This window comes from Enterocloster sp. OA13 (assembly GCF_022440595.1).
GTDB classification, from domain to species: Bacteria; Bacillota; Clostridia; order Lachnospirales; family Lachnospiraceae; genus Enterocloster; species Enterocloster hominis.
Map to the genome: position 1 here is coordinate 2,938,937 of NZ_JAKNTF010000001.1, position 23,299 is coordinate 2,962,235.

Sequence of the window (23,299 nt, forward strand, 5' to 3'; positions counted from 1 at the left end):
GGGATTCCCATATCCTTAAATATATTCTTCAGTATATCCTTCAATCCTTGATTCCCTGCAGTATGTTTCCCTGTAATCCACCCCCGCCGTCCCTGCCCCGGTTCACTGGCCCGGCGCCTGGACAATGAAATTATAAAATACGGTCTTATCCTCCAATTGGAATACTGCGCGGTAGGTACCTGACGGAACACCTGCAGGTATGTTCACCGTGACCACTCCGGTCCCCGAGGTACCTGAAACCGTCACAGGATCTGATATCGTCCACTCATCTGCTTTTTCAGCCGGGCCTATTGCCGTATATCCCTCTTCTGTCTTTTTCCTAATCCCTGCCCTTATGACGTGGGATGAGGATTCCCCGTCATTGTCAATCCTGTACACGGCGTTAAATTCCAAGCTGCCGCCAGCATTTGCCGGAATCACGCGGCTGCCTTCCCCTAAACTTACCATAAGCCCATAGGTTGGATTGGGCCGGACATCGTAAGATGCCTGGACCTTTGGGATTGCTGGCGCTTTTACGCTGCCTGTGTTCATCCCAACCGGGTAAACATCCATAACAAGTAAATGATTACCGTCTGACAGGCCGGAGGAAGTGCCCGTATCCATGATGATTTCCTCACCGGATTGGATTCCGGGCAGATAGACCTTGCCGCCTTTGGGATAATATTTTATTCCTGTCCTGCCGATGGCAAAGCTGGTTCCTTCCGGAAATCCCGGGCTTCCTTCACCGGAAGAAATAACCGCCGCCATCTCCGCCAGACGTGTATCAGCATCAACAGAAGCAGTAAGGGTAAAGGTATGTGTGCCTCTGGAAAGCCCGCCTGTTCCTGTCAGCCTAAAGTTTGGAACAGATGATACTACTGTAAATTCTGCTTTTTCCGTAGGTACCGCAGCATTATCGTCCTGCAGCACCAGGGCATATTCCCCTTCCCCCAGTCCGTCTGTGGGCGAAAAATCCACGATGACGGTAAGGGACTCATGCAGCATGCCAAATTTATTGCCAATGTTGGTATGCCACATTTCCTGGAATTCCGATAAGGCAATTGCCCCATCTCCATCCGATGCGTACGTATAATACGCTGTCCCCCCGGCCGTTGATTCGTCTATCAGGGTCACATCCGTACCTTTGGGGAAATTAACACCTGCACCATTCTTATCCTGTAATTCCAGTAAAATCCCATCTACTGCCCCTGCCTTCCTGATATTGAATGCTGCGGTCACGGAACTATTAGGGGAAATCACTACATAGTCTGATGGAATCCTTGCATTATACTGCTTTCCCGCCGCTGCCGCCGCCCCAGATACCATAGAACCCTCCCAATGGACAATCACGGATATCTTTACCAGAACCCCATCGGTCTGGCTTTCATCTTTGAAGGAAAGGACAAGCTCTGCCGGTTCCCGGCTTGTAAATGCTTTTGCATTCCTTAAAACAAATTTGATGGAAGCATCGTAACGCCCATCGGTGGTTCCCAATGCAACCTCATTGCCTTGATAGGCAGCTAAATCAAGCGGTGTATCCATTACTCCCGCCTCCCATTCCCCACTATGGCCCTGCACCGGCTGCATTGTAATCGCAATCTCATCATTTAAGAGTTCATCTGTCCCCTTTTTCATCGTCACGCCAGATGGAACCTCAACGCCAACCAGGCTTAAGGGCCGCTGTGCTCCCTTGGGGATTATGAACTCGGCCGTGTATGTCCCGGACTGGCTGGCAAAAAGTTCGATTCCCGAATCGTCCAGGGCGCTGGCTTTTGTTATGATATCTGCATTTATTTGGATTATTTCATCCGGAGTACCTTCTTTGGTCTGCCTGACGGTAATTATTACGGTTCCGACATCCTGACTTTTTGAAATCAGATGATTGGCATAAGTCAGATAGAAATTAAGCTGCGGCGTCTGAATCCCTGTTGTGGCTGAGGTTGTCTCAGCTCCGATAATCGTATTGGCATTATTACTTAGAATATTCTTACTTGAGATTACTTTTCCCGCGTTTGAATCCTGAAAGCCCTCCCCGGTATCCATGAACAGACCGAATGTGGTTGTTGGGGCTTCCATCATCCTGCTTTTTTCTGTATCCGGACTCCCTTCTGGTTCCTCATTTCCAGTATATGCCCAACTCCCGTCAGACTTAAGGGCTGCCTCTGTAAGAACTACACTGCCTTTGATTTCAATTGCTTCAATCTGATACTTTGTTCCTGCTTCAACCGGCGGCAGCGTTACCGTGCCCATTGTCCCTGTAACATCCTCATCCCCTCCTGTATCCTGAGCAGTCAGCACGGTCTGGCGCAGGGCTACCGCATCGGCCCCGGACATTTTCCAATAACGGTAATCCGGTTCTACGTTGATATAGGGAAGTTCGCTGTCTCCTTCCGCTGCACCCATGGCATAAAATCCCCCGTCCGGATGGGCAGGTTCTGGCATATCCCCTGGTTTTATACGTGCAAATACGGTGGCGGCAGCCTTATTATCAGCCATCAGGAAAGAATAACCGTCTACCTTGCCATATGTTTCAGATGCATCATAAACATTGCCGGTTTTAAATCTGCATGCGATACGCAGTACTGTTCCGGATGTAAAACGTATGGTATTCCCAACCTCATGCAGTTTTTCCAGAGAGGTGATTGCGGTTCCGGATGAATCCACACTTTTATAATCTGCAATCTCAATTGCATCCGAATCAAGGACCAGCGTACTTCCCCCCTGTAACACAAGGCTGTTGCCCATATCCCCAAGCTTACTGTTTCCATCCCCATCCATCTTGGCGTTGCCATGGTTTCCAATCCGGTTCAGGGAATAGCTGGCCTGCTGGTTCTCATTGGCCACGTCCTTCTGGCCGGACAGCCGCACATGGGAATCAATGAGGCGTACCTGGTCCGCCCTCTGGATGGAAAGGATTTTTCCCGCCACCTCTGCTCCGGAACTGCTTCCAAACTTCTCCAATGTAACCAAACGTACATCCCCTGCATCACAGGATGCCCCGCTTCCGAACACCCCACCTTCCAGAGTCATCTTCGGATTACCGGAAGAGCTGTCAAAGGCATATCCCTCTCCGTCAATATATACATGCGAATATCCGTTTACTGTAATTGTTTCATAGTCCTGCCTGCCGTCTCCATAGTCACCGCCCGCATAGACCGACCCGCTTATGGAAAGGGCATTATCTGAAGACAGTCTTGGGTTATCTTCTGTGTGGGATGCATAGTACTTACATTTTCCAATAGCGCCTGCTCCGATATGCAGATGTGTAGAACCATTAACGGTTCCACGGTAGCTTCCCCCAAAGACCCTTCCATTTACGGTTCCTCCAACCAGATTAACAAAAATCAGGTCCTGCTTATCGCCTCCCGTCACATCTTCTCCTTCCAACGGCCCGTCATTCCCCCGCTGGCTGCCTCCATACAGGTTCGACACGGTTCCGCCAGTCATGTTGACCGTGGCGCCGCCTATGACAAACTTTCCCGGTACCCCGGACTCATCCACCTTACCCTGGGCGCCGCCAAAGACGGATTTACCGATTATCCCGCTGACAATATTAACCGTTGTCCTTCCCTCTACGATTCCTTCCTTGCCGCCTCCGTAAACATTCTCCTGTATGGTCCCGCCATCGACCGTAACCATGGTGTCATTCTTCACAATCCCTTCCCTACCGCCCCCATAGACGTTTCCCCAGACAGTCCCGCCCTTAACCGTAACGGCTGTGGAGCCCAGGACCGAGGCAACCTCACCGCCTCCATAGATGTCCCCTTCCACTATGCCGTCCAACAGATTTACAGAGACAGTTGAGCCAGGTTCCACACGGGCGCATTTACTATAGTCAACGGAGTCATTTACCTTATTAATCCCCTGTCCCCCTCCGTAAATGCTTCCTTTTACAGTACCTCCCTGCAGGCTGATTGTACATTCCCCATTCAGGTAAGCGTTCCTCTGGCCGTATTCCAATTTATGGGAATCCTTCGAGCCATCATATCCTTTACCGCTTGCATAAATATTACCGGTTATCTGTGCATTCCCACTTACGGTTATGGCAGCATGACCAGTTAAACTGCCGCAGTCCTGCGCTTTCCCGCTGTCCATTATAGTTGGAGAGGTACCTGAGGGCGTATATTGGCTCACTTCCCTGGAGCCGCCTAATCCTGCAGCATAAATATTACCGACCGTGCCGCCTGAAACAGATATGTTTACCTGTGAAGGAGTATCTTTCTCCGGGCTGATTACATAAGCAGCAGCGCCTGAACCATAGATATTGGTTACATTTCCGCCTTCTACGTTTATATCCAGACTGCCTTTATAGGTCGGAAGGCTGACTCCCCTGCCTGAACCTGCCCCATAAACATTCGTAACAGTGCCGCCTCTGATATTGATTGCAGTATTGCCTGTAAATGCTGCATTGCCGTCATTAAATCCCTGATTTCCTCCAATGAGTGTATCTACCTTCCCATTTCCCTCCACATTAATTGTTGCATTTGCGTTTAAAATAGGACCACTGGCACAGCCCGCCAACACGGTTGCGGCATATGCATTCCCTGTTACCGTTATCTCAGCCCTGTTCTTCCCTTCCGGTAATGCGCTGAGATTGCCGGATCTTATATATCCTGCTATCCTGATATACCTTCCCCCCGCAACATAGATTGATCCTGCGCCATTTGGTATATCCTGCCTTCCCGCGCCGTACAGATACACTTCGGTATTGGATGCCGCAGACACGGTATCCTCAACCCGCAAATCATATCCGTCCGCATATACATGGCCTATCTTCCCAAATTCCAGATTCTCAAAGATTACCTTTGCGGTCAATACCAGATTCCGCTCCTCCGTGCTGCTGCCGCTGGTGCTGATGTTTATCTTGGAATCCCCATCCATCCCTCTGATTGTGACCGGTACTGCATTAACTGCGGGAAATGGCAATGATATACCGTCTGATGTAGTAATTACATATGCCTCCATAAGGATAATCTGATTATCCGCAGCCGAATCCGTTGTCTGGCCTCCGTTTTCGATTATTTTCCCCATTGCTTTTGAAATCGTTTGAAAAGGCTTCCCCTGGGTACCATCGCCATTATCATCGCTACCACTGCCGGCCGCAACATACATCGTCCTGCCTGCTTCTGCTGCCGGAGCGGTTGTTGATACCGGCTGGGAATATAAAACCACATCTGCGCCAGCCGGACGGGTCCGCAGCAGGCTGATTGCAGTCACCTTACAGCGGAACTGATTTGTACCTTCACCTTTTTTTACTTCCCGCTGATACCGGGCCTCATCCGCACCCTCGATATCAATCCAGATATTATCCTCATCCAGGGATTTTTCCGCCTCCGAAGGTGTGGCGTTAAACGGATCATCAGATTGTGTGATATCTGCTTTATCCAGTTCCGCATCATCCACATGGGCGGTCTGCCACTGATATAAAAACTTATATCTGCCCGGAACTTCCAGCGCCTCACCTGTGCTGGAATCAATCAGTGTGTAAATTGCCATCCCGTCCTCTATGTTCAAATCAACGTCTAAAGGATGCTTTTCAACTGTTTTCCAGGATGAATACAGGTCTACATGGTCATCCTCCTGGATATCCAGATACTCCCCCGGTTCCCATATCAGCGCATCCCCTTCCTCCTCTTTCACTGTCCATCCTGTAAATGAATTGGTAAAAAAGGGATCTTCCTCATATGGGCCTGTGATTTCCAGCGGGCATTCCGGCAGCAGCACCTGATTGTCCCGAACAGGCAGATCCATCTCCATTATACCGCCGTCCAATGTAGCAGCAGCTATCCGGTCTGCCAATTGGTATCCTGCGTATTCAGCTGATTCCATAAAAGACAGGTTTTCTTCTGAGCAGGTAAAAAGCCCTGTCTGCCCTTCGTAAAAAAGACTTTCCGGGTTTTCCACCAGCTGCTGTGTAATATAATTGACTGTATAATCCTTTTTCTTTTCCAGTTCATCCTCCGGAAGGGGGGCTGTCTCCGGAAGGGGCTTTGTTTCCGCTTCCACATGTTCGCTTTCCTTTGGAGTAAGGCTTTCGTCCTCCATGGAAGGATTGGTCCCCGGCACCTCCTCATCTTTGGCTCCGCCCCCGCTTCCATGGTCTCCTCCTGCGCCTGACGGGCCATGGCTTCCTGAACCATTTCCTCCTGCGCCTGACGGGCCATGGCTTCCTGAACCATTTCCTCCTGAATTGTCTCCTTCGTCATTCTGGGATGGCTGGCTTTCGCTTTTATCCTCAGTACCGCCGGATAAGGCATCGTCTTCCTTATCCATGGATGAACCGTCTCCATCCGGGGCGCCATCATTATCAGGCACATTGCCTGTATCCGATGTATTGCTGCCTCCTGATGTGCCGCTGTCATCCCAGGCATTGCCTTCATCTGAGGGGCCGCTTCCGTCTGAGATATCATCTCCATCTGAGGTTCTGCTTCCTGGGGTACTGCTTTCTCCTGAGATGCCGCTTCCTCCTGAGATGCTGCTTCCTCCTGAGGTACTGCTTTCTCCTAAGGTTCCGTTACCTCCTGAGATGCTACTTCCTCCTGAGGTGCTGCTTTCTCCTGATGTACTGCTTTCTCCTGAGGTTCCGTTTCCTCCTGAGATGCTGCTTCCTCCTGAAATGCCGCTTCCTCCTGAGATGCTGCTTCCTCCTGAGGTTCCGTTTCCTCCTGGAGTGCCGCTTCCTCCTGAGGTGCTGCTTTCTCCTGAAGTGCCGCCTCCTTGTGAGGTTCCGCTTTCTTCTGAACTGCTTCTGCCTGACGCGCTGCTCCCCATTGATATGCCGCCATTGCCCGATGAATCACTTCCACTGTTGTCCGCAGATTCATCAGCAATTCCTAATCTGGGAACCCTATGTTCCGTAATTCCTGCAGCCGTTAAATTTAAAGGTTCCTCCTCCGGCTTATCTTCCGTTCCTTTCCCCCTTGTCTCTGCCTGGTTCTCTTCCCGGCTTTCCTTTGTCTCTGCCTGGCCCTCTTTCTCCTCCTGGCTTTCCCTTGTCTCTGCCTGGCCTTCCTTCTCCTCCTGGCTCTCTTTTGCCCCAGCCTGGCCTTCTTTCTCCTCCTGGCTCTCTTTTGCCCCAGCCTGGCCTTCCTTCTCCTCCTGGCTCTCTTTTGCCCCAGCCTGGCCTTCTTTCTCCTCCTGGCTTTCCTTTGTCTCTACCTGGCCTTCTTCTGTCCCTTCCTGTTCTTTTATCCCTGACCAGCCTTCTTCTTTTCCTTCCCGGCTTTCCCTCGTCTCTGCCTGGCCTTCTTCTGTCTCTTCCCCTCCTTCATCCCTTTCAATCCGGTTCTCTTTTGTCTCTGCCTGCCCCTCTTTTATATTCTCATCCCGGTCTTCCCACTCCGCAATTTCACCGCCCTCAAATTCATTGACAATGACTGTAAATCCTGGAGCATTTTCTTCATCTTCTCCTGAAAATGCATATTCCCCAAATCCAACAATGCTGCCCGGCAGTACCAGTTTGCCGCGCAGCCCGCCAAGCCCATAAAACAGATATGAGCCAATATGGGTAATCCCATCTTCAATCACCAATGTGTGGATTTCATCTGAATATCCCAAAAATGGAGCCGTATCTTCCGTATAGTCCTCTGTATCCCCATAGCCTTTTATGGTCAGCACCCCATCTTCCAGTTCCGCTGTCACATCAGCGCCTATGTCAAAGATTTCCGGGGTCTCTTGGGTTGCATAACTAAGTATGGAGCCAAAGTTCATATTCGTCAGCAGCAGGCTGCATATAAGTACTGCCGCCAATATCCTCTGCCTGATTCCCCCTGTCTTTGTCAGATGTTTTTTGTGTTGTCCCATACCCATGAAAATCCCTCCAGTATCCACGGCACCGCGCTGCTGCCTGATATCTATTTTTATGAATACACTTACTTACTGTTTATCGTGATTTTATCCGCAAATGTTTCCCCTGATCCTACTGTAAGTTCTGTTGTTTTATCTGATTTCAGAAGAACCAGGGAATACACGCCATATCCTGGCGATGCAAATGTACAGGTGGACGGACCAGAGGTATACGTTACCCTGTCATCTGTCTGGTCCGGGATTACATCACGCGGAAGCTCTATGGTTATATTTTTTGCAGAATCAGCACAGGTCATGGTCAGTACGGCCGCCCTGTTTCCAGATGCATCCTCCATGCTGGCCAGGTTCCCGCTTTCCCTGTGAAAGGCAGCAGTCAGTACTTTCCTATATGGTTTTGAAGAAGTAACTGTAACAATCACGTCATTCGCTCCAGCATCCGGCGTTATGGTAAGGGTTGCCTTCTGTGCGGTCACGGATCCCGGAACAGTACCTGTAACCAGTTGATTACCAGATGGATCCATACATTGCCCTCCATCCGCCTCCACCCCGTACTGAATCGTTCCCGGCGTTATTCTAAGGGAATCCGCATAGTTATACAGCTCAATGGAAATATTGCTGTCCGGGTCAATGAAGTATTCTGCCTTTTCTGATTCTTCTTTTAAAAGGTCGCTTATAAAATAAAAATCTTTTGCCGCCACCAGGCCGCTTCCACGTTTCTGCATAGTATAACGGGCAGCGGCAATTCCAGCAAGGGCCAGTACCATGACAACAATCATGAGTAACAGCAGGGAGAACCTGGTCCGCTGTTTCATTCTATCTGCTTTCATATCCATCGTCCCCTTATTTATCATCCGGAATTATCTGTTCTGCCTTTACCGTAACCGTTACCAAGTCGATTTCATCCATGTAGGATGCTTCTGTTTTTTCAGCCGGCCATGTAATGGTTAATTTATATAGATGGGAAGCTTCCCTGGCATACGGAAGGGTTCCTAACTTTGTATAGGTTCCGCTGGCAAGCTGGACAGGATTGCCTGCCCTGCCCAATATGGAGGTTCCCTCCCCATCTGCCACATTTTCAGCCAGAACCAGCGTAAACTCCAATGGAATGTTTCCCATGGTCTCAACCATGATGGAATACTCCTGTCCCACCTGGCTAATCCTGCCATCCTTTTTATTCGTCACTGCAAATCCATATGTTCCATCTGCTCCCGGCGCTAAATCCTTTAAATCAATGGTAAAGACAGATTCCGCTCCCCAGGCGGCAACCGTTACATCAGAGGTCATGCTGGCCTGGCTCTTATAGCCGGCATAGGATAAGGATATTACCCCCGTGCTTACTGCCGCAAGCAGTACAAGATACCCAATCATCCGGGACTTTGTAAGCTGTTTTTTCATTCTGATGTTTTCCTCCCTGTTTCCTGCAAAAGGCCAGACAGGTCACTGCCCCAAAAAAGCAGTATTGACAGCAGGACAATTGCCAGTTTCCCGACCGGCTTCCTAAAAAACAATACAGCATATCCGGCCCCGGGAATCACAGCTGCCATCCTTCCGTGTATGCTGTCCCCTGCAACAATACCCCCATCCGGAGCATTGTTAGAATCGCCTTTTGTCACAAACCCTTCCGGCGTTTCTTCTACGATACGGTGCGTTATCAGATTTCCATTTTCCGAAAATGTAACGATATCTCCGGGCCGGTATGCATCTTCCTTATGGACTATGATTATATCTCCAGCTGAAACAACAGGTTCCATGCTTCCTGACATTACAACCGCCGGATACCAGCATGATGAAGACGGGTATGCTTTGTGGAATAATACCTTTGCACCTATCTGCCAAAAATTAAGGATTACAATCAGACCAAGGGCTGCCGCCTCCATTAAATAGAAACATCTTCCTATTATTTTCACTGATGGGCCGCCTCCTTTATGTGTTCATCTATCCGCGCCTTCTGCATGTACGGTCAAAACCAGCATGTAGTCCTTACCAGCTTTTCCGGCCTCTGTGTCCGCATGTTCATTCCCTTCAAAGGGCCATTGCCAGTCCAGCTTAAAATCCTTTTCCTCACCTGGTCCTATCTCTGTTTCCAGCACAAGCCCTGATCCATCCCTGCCCAGTGTTCCCGTAGCAGTTCCTGTCTTATCCGGCCATATCCCACTGTTTTGTTGAGTCAGCGTAAATGATAACGGCAGATGGACCTCACCCTCAGTCATGATAAGGCGTATGGAAAGAGACTCGTTTCTGGTGTTTTTAAGGCGGAATTGGTAGTATCCCTGTGAACCGGGTAAAACAGGCTCCTGCGGACCGCCCTCCCGGTTGTAGAACAGGTCTATGCCGGAAAGCTGTGTCCATGATTTATATCCTGATGTATCCCTCTGCATCTCCAGCACATCCAGGATTCCTTTATCCGGGTCCGCTGTGGTTTCAGGAGGGCTTTCGGGAGGTGTATTCCCGCTGTTTCCACTGCCTCCGTTGTTTCCGCCGCTTCCCCCACTGTTTCCTCCGCTTCCTCCGTTGTTTCCGCCGCTTCCCCCACTGTTTCCTCCGCTTCCTCCGTTGTTTCCTACACCTCCGCTGTCCGCGCCTTGACTTTCCTGTCCTTCGGTTCCTCCGGCGCCCTCCTGTGATTTATCTGAAGGATTCTCAGGGATACTGCCTGGACCGGATGTTTCCCCTTGTCCCGCACCAGTATTCCCGTTCATTATATCCGGTACGTCCATATTTATAGTTCCAGAAGCCATTCCTTCCCCTGCACCGGTTCCGTCCAGACTGCCGCCTTGCACCGTACCAGTCTGGGATGCCTGTTCCTGTGCCCCGCCAATGGGCCGGACCTCCTGCCCTGACACAATCACCCCTCCGGTTCCCGGATTTTTAACCGTCCCATCCGGTATATGGATTTCTCCATCCGGACCAATGACCGTGCCTTGGGGAAGGTTTACCGTGCCATCCGGTAAGATTGCAGCATTCCCGGCAACAAGCTTTTCCTGAGGGAAAATAACAGTATCGTCCGGAAGGATGACTGCTGTGGGATCTTCCTTCCTTTTCCCCGACATGACAATGGTTCCGTCCGGCAGACAGACATTGCCTGCCGGGGTCACCACTGCCCCATCCGTTATGGAAGCCCTTCCGTCCGGCGTCACCACCATGCCGTCCGTTGTGGCGTAGGTGACATTTTCCGGATTAATATAATAGTTATCCGCATCCAGTTCAATGTACATCTCCAGCATCCGCACATCCATTGCAAGTTCCACCACATAAACGCCTTCCCCATTCAGGTCAACGGAAATGCCCTTCCCTGCTTGTGTCCTGTCTAACACCACATTCCTCCGGGCCGCCATTGTCCCGTCATCATTCATCACGGCAAGACTGTGTTCTCCCAGGGGGACATGGTCAAACAAAAAGGCACCTGCGGAATCCGTCACGGTGCGTATGGGTTCACTGTGCAGTTCCAGTGTGCGCCCCGCGGCCGGGGTGCCGTCTGAATACAACACGCGGCCTGTCAGGTGCAGGATGGCACTTTTTTCCTGTTCAGCCTCCGGCGTCAGAAGGATGGTGTCAATCAACTGGCCGCTATAACGTATATCGCTTTTTTTTCCCAGAACGTATCCAGCCAGGCTGGATGTACATAATGTCAAAATAAAAATCAACAGAAGAAATGGCGGCCTTTTCCGTCCCTGTTGGTCCTTGTCCCCATGCAGGGACAAAATGTCCCTTCCTAATCCTGTCATCTGTTTTATCTCCTATCACAATACCGGAATCTGTTCAGTTTCCGGCAAAAAGCAGGAATGGATTCCTGGCTTTTGCCGGGGACTGAATGCCCCCGTCCGGTTCCCTGTCCAGCACAGACGGACGGGGAATGGATGGCCTATGGTGTAGGTGTTACCGGGATTATCTGTTCTGCGGACAATTTCAGGGTAAATTCCTGGTTAGCAGGCGGTGTCATACCTAACCCGGTATCGGCTGTATCAGTATCGGTTTCCCACCGCCAATATATTGATCCCTCAAGTCCTCTATCAGCGGCATCAGTGGCATCAGCGCCCACTGTCTTATTGGCAACCTTATTATCCTTTACTATACTTGCTGCCGAAAAGTCATCACTTGTGTAAAATTTGATAACAGCACCAATATCCGAATCAAGCTGACTTGTATCAAGTTCCACTTTGCATGTATATCCAACCTCTGTACCCTTATCCTCAATCACATATTTTATCTCGCCTGTATCCCCTGGTGCCACGACATCGGCCTGTACATTGTCATTCTTCTTTTTTGTACCCGCCAGCGTAAAGTCGAATGTACTGCCAGATATATCATTTCCCTCAATATCTTTTGGTGTAACACCCCACTTCGCTATCGCCACCGTACCGGTGCCTTCCGCTTCACTGACATACTTAGCCAACGTACTTCCCATCATGCTGGTGGTAATAAGGGTCAGCGCCAGCGCAAATGCACCCAGTTTTACCACATTATTCCTTCTCATACACACTTGCCCTCTCTTTCCTTTTTGTGGGACCAATCTGCATTTGTCCAGGCACGGTCCCCTTGTGCCTGTGGCTTCTATGCACACCCGGTGCATCTGCCCGGTTTTCTAAACAGCCTGCTGCCCCGCTGTGCCCGGGACGCAGGACTGGTGCACTCATCATGATCTGGTTGTCTTCCCCTCATCCCCGGGAGTTCCTGACCCGCTTTCCAGCTGCTGCTTCATGGCTTTTATCTCTGCCTCCAGCCTGGCCTTCTCCATGACGGCCTGCATCATCTGCTGACGGTCGGCCCTGCGTCTGAGCCATATATCAATTATGATATATAACAGCAAAGGGCAGATAATGGTGAGAACCATGCCCATGGGCGTCTGTATGGCCATGATTTTATGGCCCAGACCCGGAATCCTTCCCCCATTCCAGATGCCCTGTACCTGTTCTGAAGTCACAGGCATACGGTCTTCCGCATTATTGGCATCTCCCCTGGTGATATACCTGGGCTGCCCGTCCTCTCCTGTGGTAACCCCTACGATTCTATGGGTAATGGCTTTCCCGGACAAAAGGTAACATATCACATCGCCTTCCTTTAAAGTACCAGGGTCCGTGCTGCGGATGAATATCATGTCGCCTGTCTCTATGACCGGTTCCATGGAACCAGACATCACCACAGCCGGCTTGATGCCCAATACCCCCGGCAGTTCCCCCGGATTTATGTAGCTGCTGGCAATCAGCACAAGATTAATGAGGATGATGGGAATGAATGCCATACAGAGCACGGCCCCTGTCACTCCGGGAAGTGATATCCTGCGTGTTTCCTTTTCCATTCAGCATTACCTCCTTTGGTGATCTGTCCCGGATTCTCCCGCAGTTTAGGGATAAAACGTCCCCATTCCGGAAGACACTCCATATCTTCCCCCTGGCTCAGGGCTTCTGGGAACACTTCCACCGTAGACTTATCCATCTGCGCATCATCCCCTCTGTCATATCCGGACAACAAAAACCAGCTTCATACTGCAAAGCTGGTCTTATATTCATATACAACTGGCTGGCTTTCCTTCCGCACTGCGGAAAGGCGAAACCCCTATAGCTTTGCGACACTGCCTTTCGACAGCTATGCCCGGTCTTCAATTGTAAATCACCGTATATGTGCAGTCCAAGATTCAATTACATTCCAAGAATACTTCTTTTTACAATAAATAACAATACAGCGTGGTCTTTTGGCAATGCCATTTTTATGTCATCAAAGATGACACATTTTCCTGTCATGCAACCTGCCTTCTAATACTGCTGCGTCATATGCCACCGGATTGTTTTCCTCAGCCCTGTGTCCAGATCATAGGACGGTACCCACCCCATTTCTTCTGTTATTTTAGCAGTATCAGCTGCAGGCCATTCCCTGTCCTTTCCTCTATCATTACCATAACAGATAAGTGTTTCGGGCCTGCCCAGTATCTTTAAGATGGTACGCACCACATGTGAATCTTTCTGCAGGCTGTTACTGCAGATGTCATATGTCCCTCCATCCTTCCCTTCATTCACAATCAGGTCAATGGCCCTGCAGTAATCCGCCACATAAAGCCAGTCCCGGACATTTTCCCCCATATTCTCCAGGTAAATCCGCTCCCCTGATAACGCCCTGGCAATGGCCATGGGAATCAGGCTGTCTTCCCTGCTGCAAGGACCGTAAAGGTTGCAGCAGCGCGATACCGTGACCGGAAGTCCATATGCCGCCTGTATTGATGCTGCCAGCGTTGAACCTGCCTGTGCCGGCGCCTCTCCTTCCGATACCTGGTGGTAATGCCTGATTCCAAACAGCCGGCATGCGTCCAGAAGATTTTTAACCCCTGCCTCATTATATGGTACAAAATTAATGACAATCCCCGGCTTTTCTTCGGCAAACAGATTCAATACAAAGTCCTTGTCCCCAATGTCACCTTTTACGAACCGGTAACCGGGTATATCCTCAAATGGCTTCAGATTGTCCGCATTGGCTGATATATCCAGATTGACCGTATCATTGCCCGGATATTTACCGACCATATATTGTATTAAGTGGCTTCCTGCAAACCCGGAACCTCCGGTAATAATTACCTTCATAACCATCCCCCTGCTTCCCATTTTGATTTCAGGATACTTCTTTTTATAATGGAGGACAATAAAGTAACATCTTTTGGCAATGCCACTTTTTTGGCATTCAAAATGACACCTGATTTCATTGACTCAATATAGCGAATGGAATAATATATAAAAGAAATCATCACGACAAGAAGTGGGGAAATCTATGCAATTTTACGAAAAGCTTATATTTCTGCTGAACTTAACTCAATCCACAAACCGAATACTGGCCCACGAACTTCAGGTAGATCCTTCTCTGATAAGCCGTCTCCGCACAGGAACAAGGGGTATTCCACGTAACCGTGAGCACATAAAAGCCATGTCCTCTTATTTTGCAAAACGCTGCACCACTGAATACCAGCGGCAGGCACTATCGGGAATGCTTGGCATCAGGCAGGCCTTTACAATGAAGAAAGAACAGCTTTCAGAAATTCTTTATCACTGGCTCTGCGGGGAGTCGGACGAGATTGGCCGTTTCATAAGAACCTCTGAATCCATTACAGTCAGTGCAGTGACTCCAGGGAATACTATTCCTCCCTTAAATGCCACAGCTGACAATACTGCTTATTATGGGAATGAAGGGAAACGTGCAGCGGCCCGTGCAATTTACCATCATCTGCTCTCACTTAAAAAGCCGTGTACGATTTATATCATGGCTGATGAGGCGGATAACTGGATTTCAGAAGATTATGAATTTTCCCAGGAGCTTCAGTCATGGGGCATGAACCTGACCAGCCGCGGATTTCATTTATGCCACATAGCGCCTCCCGCTTACCCTGTGGACTTAGCCTTTGATTCACTGCTCCGCTGGATTCCATTTTACATGACCGGACATGCTACTGCTTACTATTATCCGCGTCTGAGGGACAATGTCTACCGGCGTACCCTTTTAGTTGTCCCGGGAAACATTGCCATGTTTTCAAACTCACTGGCACACCAGACCACGGGAACCGCTGCAATCGTGACAACGGATAAACGGCTGATACAGGCCTGCTCCGTACAGTTCCAGGATTATCTGTCCCTGTGCAGGCCTATGCTGAACATTTATACGGAGCCTGAAAGCCTGAGGCACTGTTTTACCCGTTTTTTATCCACCGAAGGGGCGCGCATCCAGAAGGTCACCACCCTGTCCGCAGAGACAACCCCTCCGGAACTGATGTACCTGTGTACCGGAAAATTCACACGGACCGGATTAAAAATGCTTGGAAGCCCCTATCTACATAATATGGTCCAGATAGAAGAACACAAGGATATTTCCGAATTCATTGATATCGCCTATCTTGCCAGTGCCCAGGAGGTGAGAAACGGAAATGTACCTATCATACTGTCCTATGGTAAAGGCTCATCTCCTCTCTGCTATACCCCGGAGACTTATGTCATGCACCTTAAGAATATACTTCATATCATGGACATATACGATAATTACCATTTTGTCCCCATTGGAAAGGAAATGGAAAAAGACGGCACCATCCTGATAAAAGAAGGGCAGAGGGCCCTTCTGGTACATTTTGCCCCACTTCCCAACAATGCTGCAATTTCCGTCTTTGAAATTGTCCAGCCTGAAATCGTCCAGCTCTGCCGGGAACATTTACTCAGAATCGCTGAACATATCGGATATGCCGGTGTTAACAGGTCCAAAATCATTTCCCAAATCAAGAAACGAATCAGTGAGCTTCAGGAATAAAGAGGTGACGCGGAGTTTAAATAAAAAGTGGAGAGCGGCATTGATAACCGTTCTCCATTTTCCTGCCGTCTTTTTCCTTTTAAGCGCCTGTTGAAAAATACCATGTAAAACTGTATAATCAAATAAAACTGACATGCACATCCATAAAAGGTTGGTTCGGATGTAATACGAAAGTGTGGTTTACCATGGACACCAAACAGATTGAATATATATTAAAAATAGCCGAAGAAGGCAATATCACCCATGCAGCGGAAAAACTGTTCCTCACACAGCCCGCGCTGAACCAGCAGCTCCTGCGTCTGGAAAAGGAACTTGGGACACGGCTTTTCGTACGTTCCCGCACCGACTGGCGCCCCACCGAGGCAGGCAGGGTCTACCTGGAAAATGCACGGAAAATGCTGCAGCTCAAGCAGGACACCTACCGCATCATAAGCGACATGGTTTCCGACCAGAAGGGACGCCTGTCCATCGGCTTTACACCCGGGCGGGGAATCCACATGTTCTCTGCGGTATACCCCGGATTCCACCGGAAGTTCCCGGATGTCATTGTAAGCCCCAACGAACTGAGCGTCCATAAACAGCAGGAATTAATCAGCCGCGGGGAACTGGATATCGGCTTTATGACTCTCAGTGAAGACCACAAGACAGGCGATACGTATATCCCCATTGCAACGGAGGAAATCTACCTGGTAATTCCCGGCAGCCACCCATTAAGCAGCCTGGCGCCCAAAAACGGTCATGCCGCCCTGGACATCTCAGCTGTCCGAAATGAACCATTTGTGCTGATGTATAAGGAATCCACCATCCGCTCCCTGGTGGATGGTATATTCGCCCAGGCCGGATTTAAGCCCACGGTCCTGTTTGAAACCTCCAACAATAACACAATCCTTACCATGATACAGTCCAACCTCTGCTGCGGGCTGCTTCCTGCATATTATATACAGGACAACCCCGGTGGTATCACCTGCTTCCAGCTTCCCACCAGGCCGGTCTGGGAGGTGGTGGCGTCCTACCGGAAAGGCAGCTATCTGACCCAGGCTGCCCGGTATTTCATTGAATTAACAAAGGAGCACTGGAATCCATGACTGATTCCAGATGCTCCTTTTCCATCAGGTGATTGGCGCTGGGTTGAAGATACATAAATCATTATGAAGCCTGTACTGTTCCGCAAAGCTTTTCCTGCGTCCGCTTGCCACATCGATGATTTCCATGAACAGCTGTGTCCCTATCTCAGGAATGTCAGCCTCCCCGGTTGCAACCGGGCCGGCGTTGATATCGATTAAATCCTGCCACTGTTCCTTCATCTCATTCCGTGAGCAGACCTTTATGACAGGGGCAATGGCCAGTCCATAAGGTGTTCCCCTTCCGGTCATGAATACCTGAAGCCCGATTCCCGAAGCCAGCTGGCAGGGACCGCAGACAATATCACTTGCCGGGGTTGCCGCGTATATCAGGCCCTTTTTGGAAGGCTTCTCAGCAGGTGAGAGCACTTCCACAATGGGGGAGGTTCCTGATTTGGCAATGGAACCCATTGCTTTTTCCACAATATTGGCCAAGCCTCCCTTTTTGTTGCCGGGGGTGGGGTTTGCGCTCCGGTCAACCTGGCCCGCATCCAGGTAATTATCATACCACTTCATCTCTGCGGCCAGCTTCTTCCCCACTTCTTCATTGACGCACCGGTGTCCCAGCAGATATACGCCGTCCCTGACTTCCGTAACCTCTGAAAACAGGACCGTTGCACCGCCCTTTACCAGCATGTCCGCCGCATATCCGGCAGACGGATTGGCCGTGACCCCTGAAAATGCATCGCTGCCCCCGCACTGCATACCAATCAGCAGCTCCGAGAGAGGGAGTGTCTCACGCTTACGCCGGTTCAAAATTGCCAGCTTCTTTTCCGCCATCTCCATCAGCGCGTCCACCATTGCATTGAAACCTTTTATCTCCTGGAGGATGATCACATTCTCAGGACATATATCCGCCTCATCCAGAAGCATTTCCACGGTGAATTTCTCACAGCCAAGGCCCACTACCATCAGCTGTCCGCCAAAATTGGGATGCTTTGCCAGGTTCCTGAGTGCCCGTATGGGCACCTTTGCTTCCGGCGCATTGATGGCTACCCCGCATCCATATGCATGGTTCAGGGGGACAATGTCATCTACATTGGGATACTTGGGGAGAAGTTCTTTCCTCATCCTCTCCACCGCCACGTTCAGCACACCGGTCACGCACTGCACCGTGGTGCTGATTCCCAGGATGTTCCTGGTGCCCGCAGGGCCTCCCCACGGGTTGCGGTAACCTTCCCAGACAGTAACCGGAGGCTCCGGCAGATCCGTTACCAGATTCGTGGCAAATTCCATATCATCCACATCCGGGGGCGTGGGAAGCTCCAGCATGTGTTCGTTAATCCAATCGCCTTTTTTTATCCGGCTGACAGCATATCCCAGGACTACACCGTAGCGGATGATCTCCCCTCCCTTTTCAATGTCGCACAGGGCAATCTTATGGGCCTGGGGGATGTCCTGGTGGGCAATGACCCCATCCATCACTTCTGTCCCCGCCTTGATGTCCTTCACGGCAATGGCAACATTATCCTGGTCTTTGATTTTTATGTACAGTGGCTCGTTCAAGGTATTTCCTCCTATTATTTAGAATCTGACAGTTGGAAGCGGATGTCTCCGCCAATTGATTATCTTTATCATATATCATTCCAAACAATAAGTAAAATTGATAATTGTTTTGTATCTCTAATTATTTGTTAGAGTTCTCAGGCCATTATATCCCGGCGCTGAATGACCCAATCCTGTTTGTACCCAACTGCAGGAGCGCACAGCTGATGATGCCAATGCTGATTTCCGCCAGTATAAGCAGCCAGAATAATCCCGCCGGCTTATTAAGTGTATGGGTAGACAAAGCATGTGCAAAGGAAATGATTGCCTGGCACAGGTAAACGTAGAATCCGGTCACAAATTCATTTTCCTTCCCGATGGGAAACTTGTCCAGGAGAATGATATAAACTGCCCAGAACACCCCTGAAAGCAATGCACATATAATCCCGGTTGCGGATGTGGAAAAACTGTCCCAGCTTATAAAAACAACACCTGCAACACTTGCCAGCAATGCCAGCCCCTTCTGCCAGCACAGATGCTCATGAAATACCGTCACCAGAATGAATGTAATCACTGCGGGGTAAAGGGATCCACCTCCATATATCCTTCACATGGATTTCCGACCGCCACGTACATTATCTTCCTGTTTAAATCACAGACCGTAGAAGTAAGGGTTGCAAAATCCTCTGCATGCTGGCAGATGGATGTAGGATAATTCACACTGTGGTCTGACAGGATATCCATCAAATCCTTTTCTGAAAGCTGGTTTCCTTCTAATCCGCCCACCAGTCCAGCCAGCCTGAAGGACCTGAGTTTATCTTTTGGAAACCAGTCCGTCTCCCTGTAAGGCGGTCTGGGAAGTTTAGGATGGCAATAGCTGTTGGCATGGCATATACTGCCGTTTTCCATATAAAGCATGCCATATCCCCTGTACTCCATTTCCAGGTTCACCATTTCCCCTTCTGGCCCGCAGACCATAAAATTGATATTGCTCGCAACCCTGCTCTTTACTGCCGCCTCGACCGCGTCCGGAAACGTGTACTGGTCCATGATGAAACGATATGCAAACTGAAGAGGCAGACCTTCAAAGTCAATGGGCGCATCCGTAAAAAGTGAATTTCCTCCAAGCCCGATTCCAGCAGAGTTCATGCCAGCCATGCGGCATATCATTCCTGCCTCGCCTGCCCAGGCAATATCGGGCTTCCCCTCCTGTTTCACTATCATGAATACAATGGTTGGAATCTGGGAATGAGGGGCATCCCAGTTCTGGCCATACATAGTGGTTCCCGACGCCGTCCTGGTGTGGTTCAGTCCGACCACGGAACAGCCCCCCGCAAGATGCAGGGCTGTTTCCGCATTCATCCCCATGTTATGGCTGAACTGCTGTCCCAGCTCCGTGCGGCAGTTCAGGGTGAAAATATCTTCAAAGCTGTATCCAGCCCCATCGGCAATGCCCTGGATTTCCTCCAGATACTGCGGCGCCATGGCCCTGACAGCCGGAATGAATGCAGAGGCTATCTTCCTGCACATCCCCCAGTCATGCCCCGTTGTCTTTTCCACTCCTGCCTTAAGATTGTCCAGTGAAACCCCTATCTGTACCCTGCCGCTTGTTCCATGGGTGAATCCAATCCCATAATTTGTTCCGGAAGCCCGGATGACAGGAATCTTCCCTGCTATTTCAGTTAAAGACATATGCACATTTCCCTCTCCATCAGTATATTATCCCGCATAAACCTGCGGTCTGCGGTCCTTCCACGGTTTAGCCCTTTCGAGCTGGGCCGCAAGACTTAAAACAAGGGCATCATTCCCAATCCGTCCATCAATTTCAATTCCTATGGGAAGCCCGCTCCTGCTTGTTTCCAAAGGTATTGTAATGGATGGCTGTCCTGTCACATTGCACATGGCGGTATTCCCCGACCACCGTCTGCGCTCCAACACCCATTCCTCCACTGTCATGTCCGGCCTGGAAAACGGATTATATACCCCTGCCTTAAGGGGAAGGATTCCCATGGTGGGGGATACAATCAGGTCATAATCCTCCATAAAAGCACCCACGGCCCGCATTACGGCATTCAGTTCTTTCCAGGCAGCCGCATATTCCCTGGCCGTTACATTTCTTGCTTCCAGATAAGCTTTATAAACCAATGGTTCCAGATATTCGGCCGTAACCGGAAGCCCGGACTGCCTTGCCACGCTGTCAATCCATCCGTTTGTCCCAACAGATTGAATCAGTATCCTGGGTTCATGGTAATGGATATCAAGAGGAGGATATGCTTCCACACATTCATGCCCCAATCCTTCCAGCAGCTTTACGGTTGATCTGACCGCCTCAAGACATTCCTCATTTTCATACGTTCCTCCATAGGGCGGATGGAGCATATAGGCTATCTTAAGCTTTCCGGGATCTCTTTGGATGACATCCCGGTATGGAACAGCCGGGTGCAGGGCCGCCCCATAGCTTCCTGCATCAGGCCCCTCCACCTCATCCAGCATGATTGCCGTATCCCTTACGGAACGGGACAGCATGAAATCCGCGGAAAGACCCGGGTCCCCGTCCTCAGGCCCCGTGGGAATCCGGAAACGGGTAGGCTTTAACCCCACAAGCCCGCAGGCTGAGGCAGGCATCCTGATTGAGCCGCCGCCATCGCTTCCATGTCCCATGGGAACAGCCCCGGCTGCAACGACAGCTGCCGTCCCCCCGCTGGAGCCGCCTGGTGTCAGTTCCGTGTCCCATGGATTCCTGGTTATTCCATGCAGGATTGTCTCCGTTGCATTATTCCAGCAAAACTCCGGGCAGGTGGTGGTTGCCACCACCACAATACCTGATTTTTTAAAGCGGGCAGCCAGTTCACTGTCACTTCTGGCATAAATTCCCCTTCCTGAAATCCGGGAACCGACCGTGCTTCTGATTCCGGCCAGAACATCCCCCTGATCCTTTATGACAAATGGTACGCCGCAAAAAGGCGCTGATAAATCAATGCCTGCATCAATCTGTGCCTTTGCATATTCGTATGTCTCATCCACAACCGCATTGATGGATGGATTGACCTGCCTGATTGCCTCCAAAGCCGTATCCAGGACTTCCGAGGGCGATACTTCCTTTTTTCTGATTAATCCGGCAAGTGCTGTTGCATCTAATGCCGAGTATTCAGATACCTTCATAATTTACCTACTCCAATCTTTTGTTTATTCTGCATATACAGCAGGTCTCCTCTTAATCCATGGCCTGGCTCTTTCAAGCTGCGCTGCCAGGCTGAGTACCAGCTGGTCATTGTCAATCGCACCATCCAGCTCTATCCCTAAAGGCATACCATCCCTGGTGATATACAGCGGGAGTGAGATGGATGGAAGTCCGGCAATATTGGCCAGCGGCGTAATGCAGGCATATTCCCGCCTGCGAAGGGCCCACTCTGATGCCTGGATACCAGAATCCACCACCCCGTTCAGCATTCCCAGCCTGCGTCCTGCCTTCCCCACCGTGGGGCTAAGCACAATATCATAGTTTTCAAAAAAACGGCCCATCGCCCTTGCGGCTATCCCAAGCTCTGCCTTTGCCCTGAACACATCCATTCCCATACGCTTTTGTGATTCCAGATATGTTTTATACACCAATGGCTCTAACGTGGATTCATCCGCAGTAAGCCCGGTACCGGCGGCCAGTTCCTCTATGCTGACCGCTATCTCATCACACATACAGGCTATACGGGCTTCATGATAGCTTTCCCGGATATCCGGATAGGCTTCAATGCATTCATGCCCCAATGAGCGGAGGATTTCCACGGCTTCCTTTACCGCCAGGATACATTCAGGGTCGCTGAATTCCTTTCCATATGGGGTACGCAGCATGTATGCTATCCTGACTTTACGCGGTTCACACCGTACTGCCTCTGCGTACGGCATGCCATGCGGAGCCGCCGCACCATAATATCCGCAGTCAGGCCCTTCCACAGCATCCAGCATTGCTGCCGAATCCCGGACCGAACGCGAAAGAATGAAGCTGACAGAACCACCGGGATCCCATCCATAAGGACCAGTAGGGATCCTGAACCGCGACGGTTTGAATCCCACAATACCACACATGGAAGCAGGTATGCGTATGGAGCCGCCGCCATCATTTCCATGGGCAATCGGCACGCCTCCAGCCGCCACCAGCACCGCGCTTCCCCCGCTGGAACCACCCGGAGAATACTCCAGGTTCCAGGGATTGTGCGTGGGGCCGTTGCGAAGTGTCTCTGTAGAAGAATCAATACAGAATTCCGATGTGGCAGCGGTTGCCACCACAATGATACCAGATTGTTTCAGACGTTTAAAAAAATTGGAATCTTCTTTGGCATACACCCCTTTTCCAGATAACCTGGTCCCCATTGTTGCCCGGATTCCCGCGGCTTCCCCGCCACAGTCCTTGAGTACCATCGGAACCCCGGGAAAGGGGGATGATAAATCAATCCCGCCCTTAATCTGCCTTAAAGCATATTCATATGTATAATCCACAACGGCGTTTAACTTACCATTAATCTTTTCAAGGGCTTCCAGGGAAGTTTCAAGTACTTCCTCCGGTGAAACCTGTTTCCTGCGTATCAGGTCAGCAAGCGCCGTGGCATCCAGGCCCGAGTATTCACTAAGCTTCATTCTGGCTC

16 protein-coding genes and 1 riboswitch are annotated in these 23,299 nt (G+C 50.3%); of the genes, 2 read left to right on the top strand and 14 right to left on the bottom strand.

Features of this window, described 5'->3' with window-relative positions; all coding sequences use genetic code 11:
- Positions 1-102 precede the first annotated feature (102 nt).
- From MCJ35_RS13040 to MCJ35_RS13080, 9 genes are all read right to left on the bottom strand, one after another.
- Entirely contained in the window at positions 103-7,788 is a 7,686-nt protein-coding gene (locus MCJ35_RS13040) for a hypothetical protein (protein WP_025486840.1), read from the bottom strand.
- 62 nt (positions 7,789-7,850) lie between these two features.
- Entirely contained in the window at positions 7,851-8,612 is a 762-nt protein-coding gene (locus MCJ35_RS13045; RefSeq protein ID WP_025486839.1) for a hypothetical protein, read from the bottom strand.
- Positions 8,613-8,625: 13 nt separating this feature from the next.
- Complete coding sequence (locus MCJ35_RS13050; RefSeq protein ID WP_025486838.1) at positions 8,626-9,180, bottom strand: hypothetical protein; 555 nt, start codon at positions 9,178-9,180, stop codon at positions 8,626-8,628.
- The gene (locus MCJ35_RS13055; protein ID WP_025486837.1) at positions 9,177-9,692 is read right to left on the bottom strand and encodes a signal peptidase I; all 516 of its coding nucleotides are present in this window, start codon (positions 9,690-9,692) and stop codon (positions 9,177-9,179) included. The genes MCJ35_RS13050 and MCJ35_RS13055 overlap by 4 nt, the downstream gene beginning before the upstream one ends.
- 24 nt (positions 9,693-9,716) lie before the next feature.
- Positions 9,717-11,510 carry a carboxypeptidase-like regulatory domain-containing protein gene (locus MCJ35_RS13060; protein ID WP_025486836.1) on the bottom strand — a complete coding sequence of 598 codons (1,794 nt, stop codon included), beginning with the start codon at positions 11,508-11,510 and terminating at the stop codon, positions 9,717-9,719.
- A gap of 137 nt (positions 11,511-11,647) precedes the next feature.
- Positions 11,648-12,259 carry a hypothetical protein gene (locus MCJ35_RS13065; RefSeq protein WP_025486835.1) on the bottom strand — a complete coding sequence of 204 codons (612 nt, stop codon included), beginning with the start codon at positions 12,257-12,259 and terminating at the stop codon, positions 11,648-11,650.
- Between the two features lie 159 nt (positions 12,260-12,418).
- Positions 12,419-13,081: a signal peptidase I gene (locus MCJ35_RS13070; RefSeq protein WP_025486834.1), complete on the bottom strand. Its 663-nt coding sequence runs from the start codon at positions 13,079-13,081 to the stop codon at positions 12,419-12,421.
- Positions 13,042-13,218: a hypothetical protein gene (locus MCJ35_RS13075; RefSeq protein ID WP_155858509.1), complete on the bottom strand. Its 177-nt coding sequence runs from the start codon at positions 13,216-13,218 to the stop codon at positions 13,042-13,044. The genes MCJ35_RS13070 and MCJ35_RS13075 overlap by 40 nt, the downstream gene beginning before the upstream one ends.
- 72 nt (positions 13,219-13,290) lie before the next feature.
- A riboswitch (cyclic di-GMP riboswitch) is annotated at positions 13,291-13,385 on the bottom strand.
- Between the two features lie 150 nt (positions 13,386-13,535).
- Positions 13,536-14,354: a dTDP-glucose 4,6-dehydratase gene (locus MCJ35_RS13080; RefSeq protein WP_162158556.1), complete on the bottom strand. Its 819-nt coding sequence runs from the start codon at positions 14,352-14,354 to the stop codon at positions 13,536-13,538.
- Between the two features lie 424 nt (positions 14,355-14,778).
- Here MCJ35_RS13080 and MCJ35_RS13085 point away from each other — a divergent pair, with 424 nt between their 5' ends.
- Complete coding sequence (locus MCJ35_RS13085) at positions 14,779-16,056, top strand: hypothetical protein (protein ID WP_240299514.1); 1,278 nt, start codon at positions 14,779-14,781, stop codon at positions 16,054-16,056.
- A gap of 185 nt (positions 16,057-16,241) precedes the next feature.
- Positions 16,242-17,141 carry a LysR family transcriptional regulator gene (locus MCJ35_RS13090; protein WP_008717165.1) on the top strand — a complete coding sequence of 300 codons (900 nt, stop codon included), beginning with the start codon at positions 16,242-16,244 and terminating at the stop codon, positions 17,139-17,141.
- Between the two features lie 24 nt (positions 17,142-17,165).
- Here the strand turns inward: MCJ35_RS13090 and garD are convergent, their stop codons facing one another.
- The 5 genes from garD to MCJ35_RS13115 all read right to left on the bottom strand — a co-directional run bounded on the left by garD (position 17,166) and on the right by MCJ35_RS13115 (position 23,291).
- On the bottom strand, positions 17,166-18,683 hold the full coding sequence (gene garD, locus MCJ35_RS13095) for a galactarate dehydratase (RefSeq protein WP_025486830.1): 1,518 nt from the start codon (positions 18,681-18,683) through the stop codon (positions 17,166-17,168).
- Positions 18,684-18,828: 145 nt separating this feature from the next.
- Positions 18,829-19,236, bottom strand: coding sequence for a hypothetical protein (locus MCJ35_RS13100; RefSeq protein WP_025486829.1), 408 nt, complete (start codon positions 19,234-19,236; stop codon positions 18,829-18,831).
- The gene (locus tag MCJ35_RS13105) at positions 19,233-20,354 is read right to left on the bottom strand and encodes a C45 family autoproteolytic acyltransferase/hydrolase (RefSeq protein WP_025486828.1); all 1,122 of its coding nucleotides are present in this window, start codon (positions 20,352-20,354) and stop codon (positions 19,233-19,235) included. Before MCJ35_RS13105 ends, MCJ35_RS13100 begins: the two co-directional genes overlap by 4 nt.
- Positions 20,355-20,381: 27 nt before the next feature.
- Positions 20,382-21,824, bottom strand: a complete 1,443-nt coding sequence (locus MCJ35_RS13110) for an amidase (RefSeq protein WP_008717170.1) — start codon at positions 21,822-21,824, stop codon at positions 20,382-20,384.
- A gap of 24 nt (positions 21,825-21,848) precedes the next feature.
- On the bottom strand, positions 21,849-23,291 hold the full coding sequence (locus tag MCJ35_RS13115; protein WP_025486827.1) for an amidase: 1,443 nt from the start codon (positions 23,289-23,291) through the stop codon (positions 21,849-21,851).
- Positions 23,292-23,299: the final 8 nt, after the last annotated feature.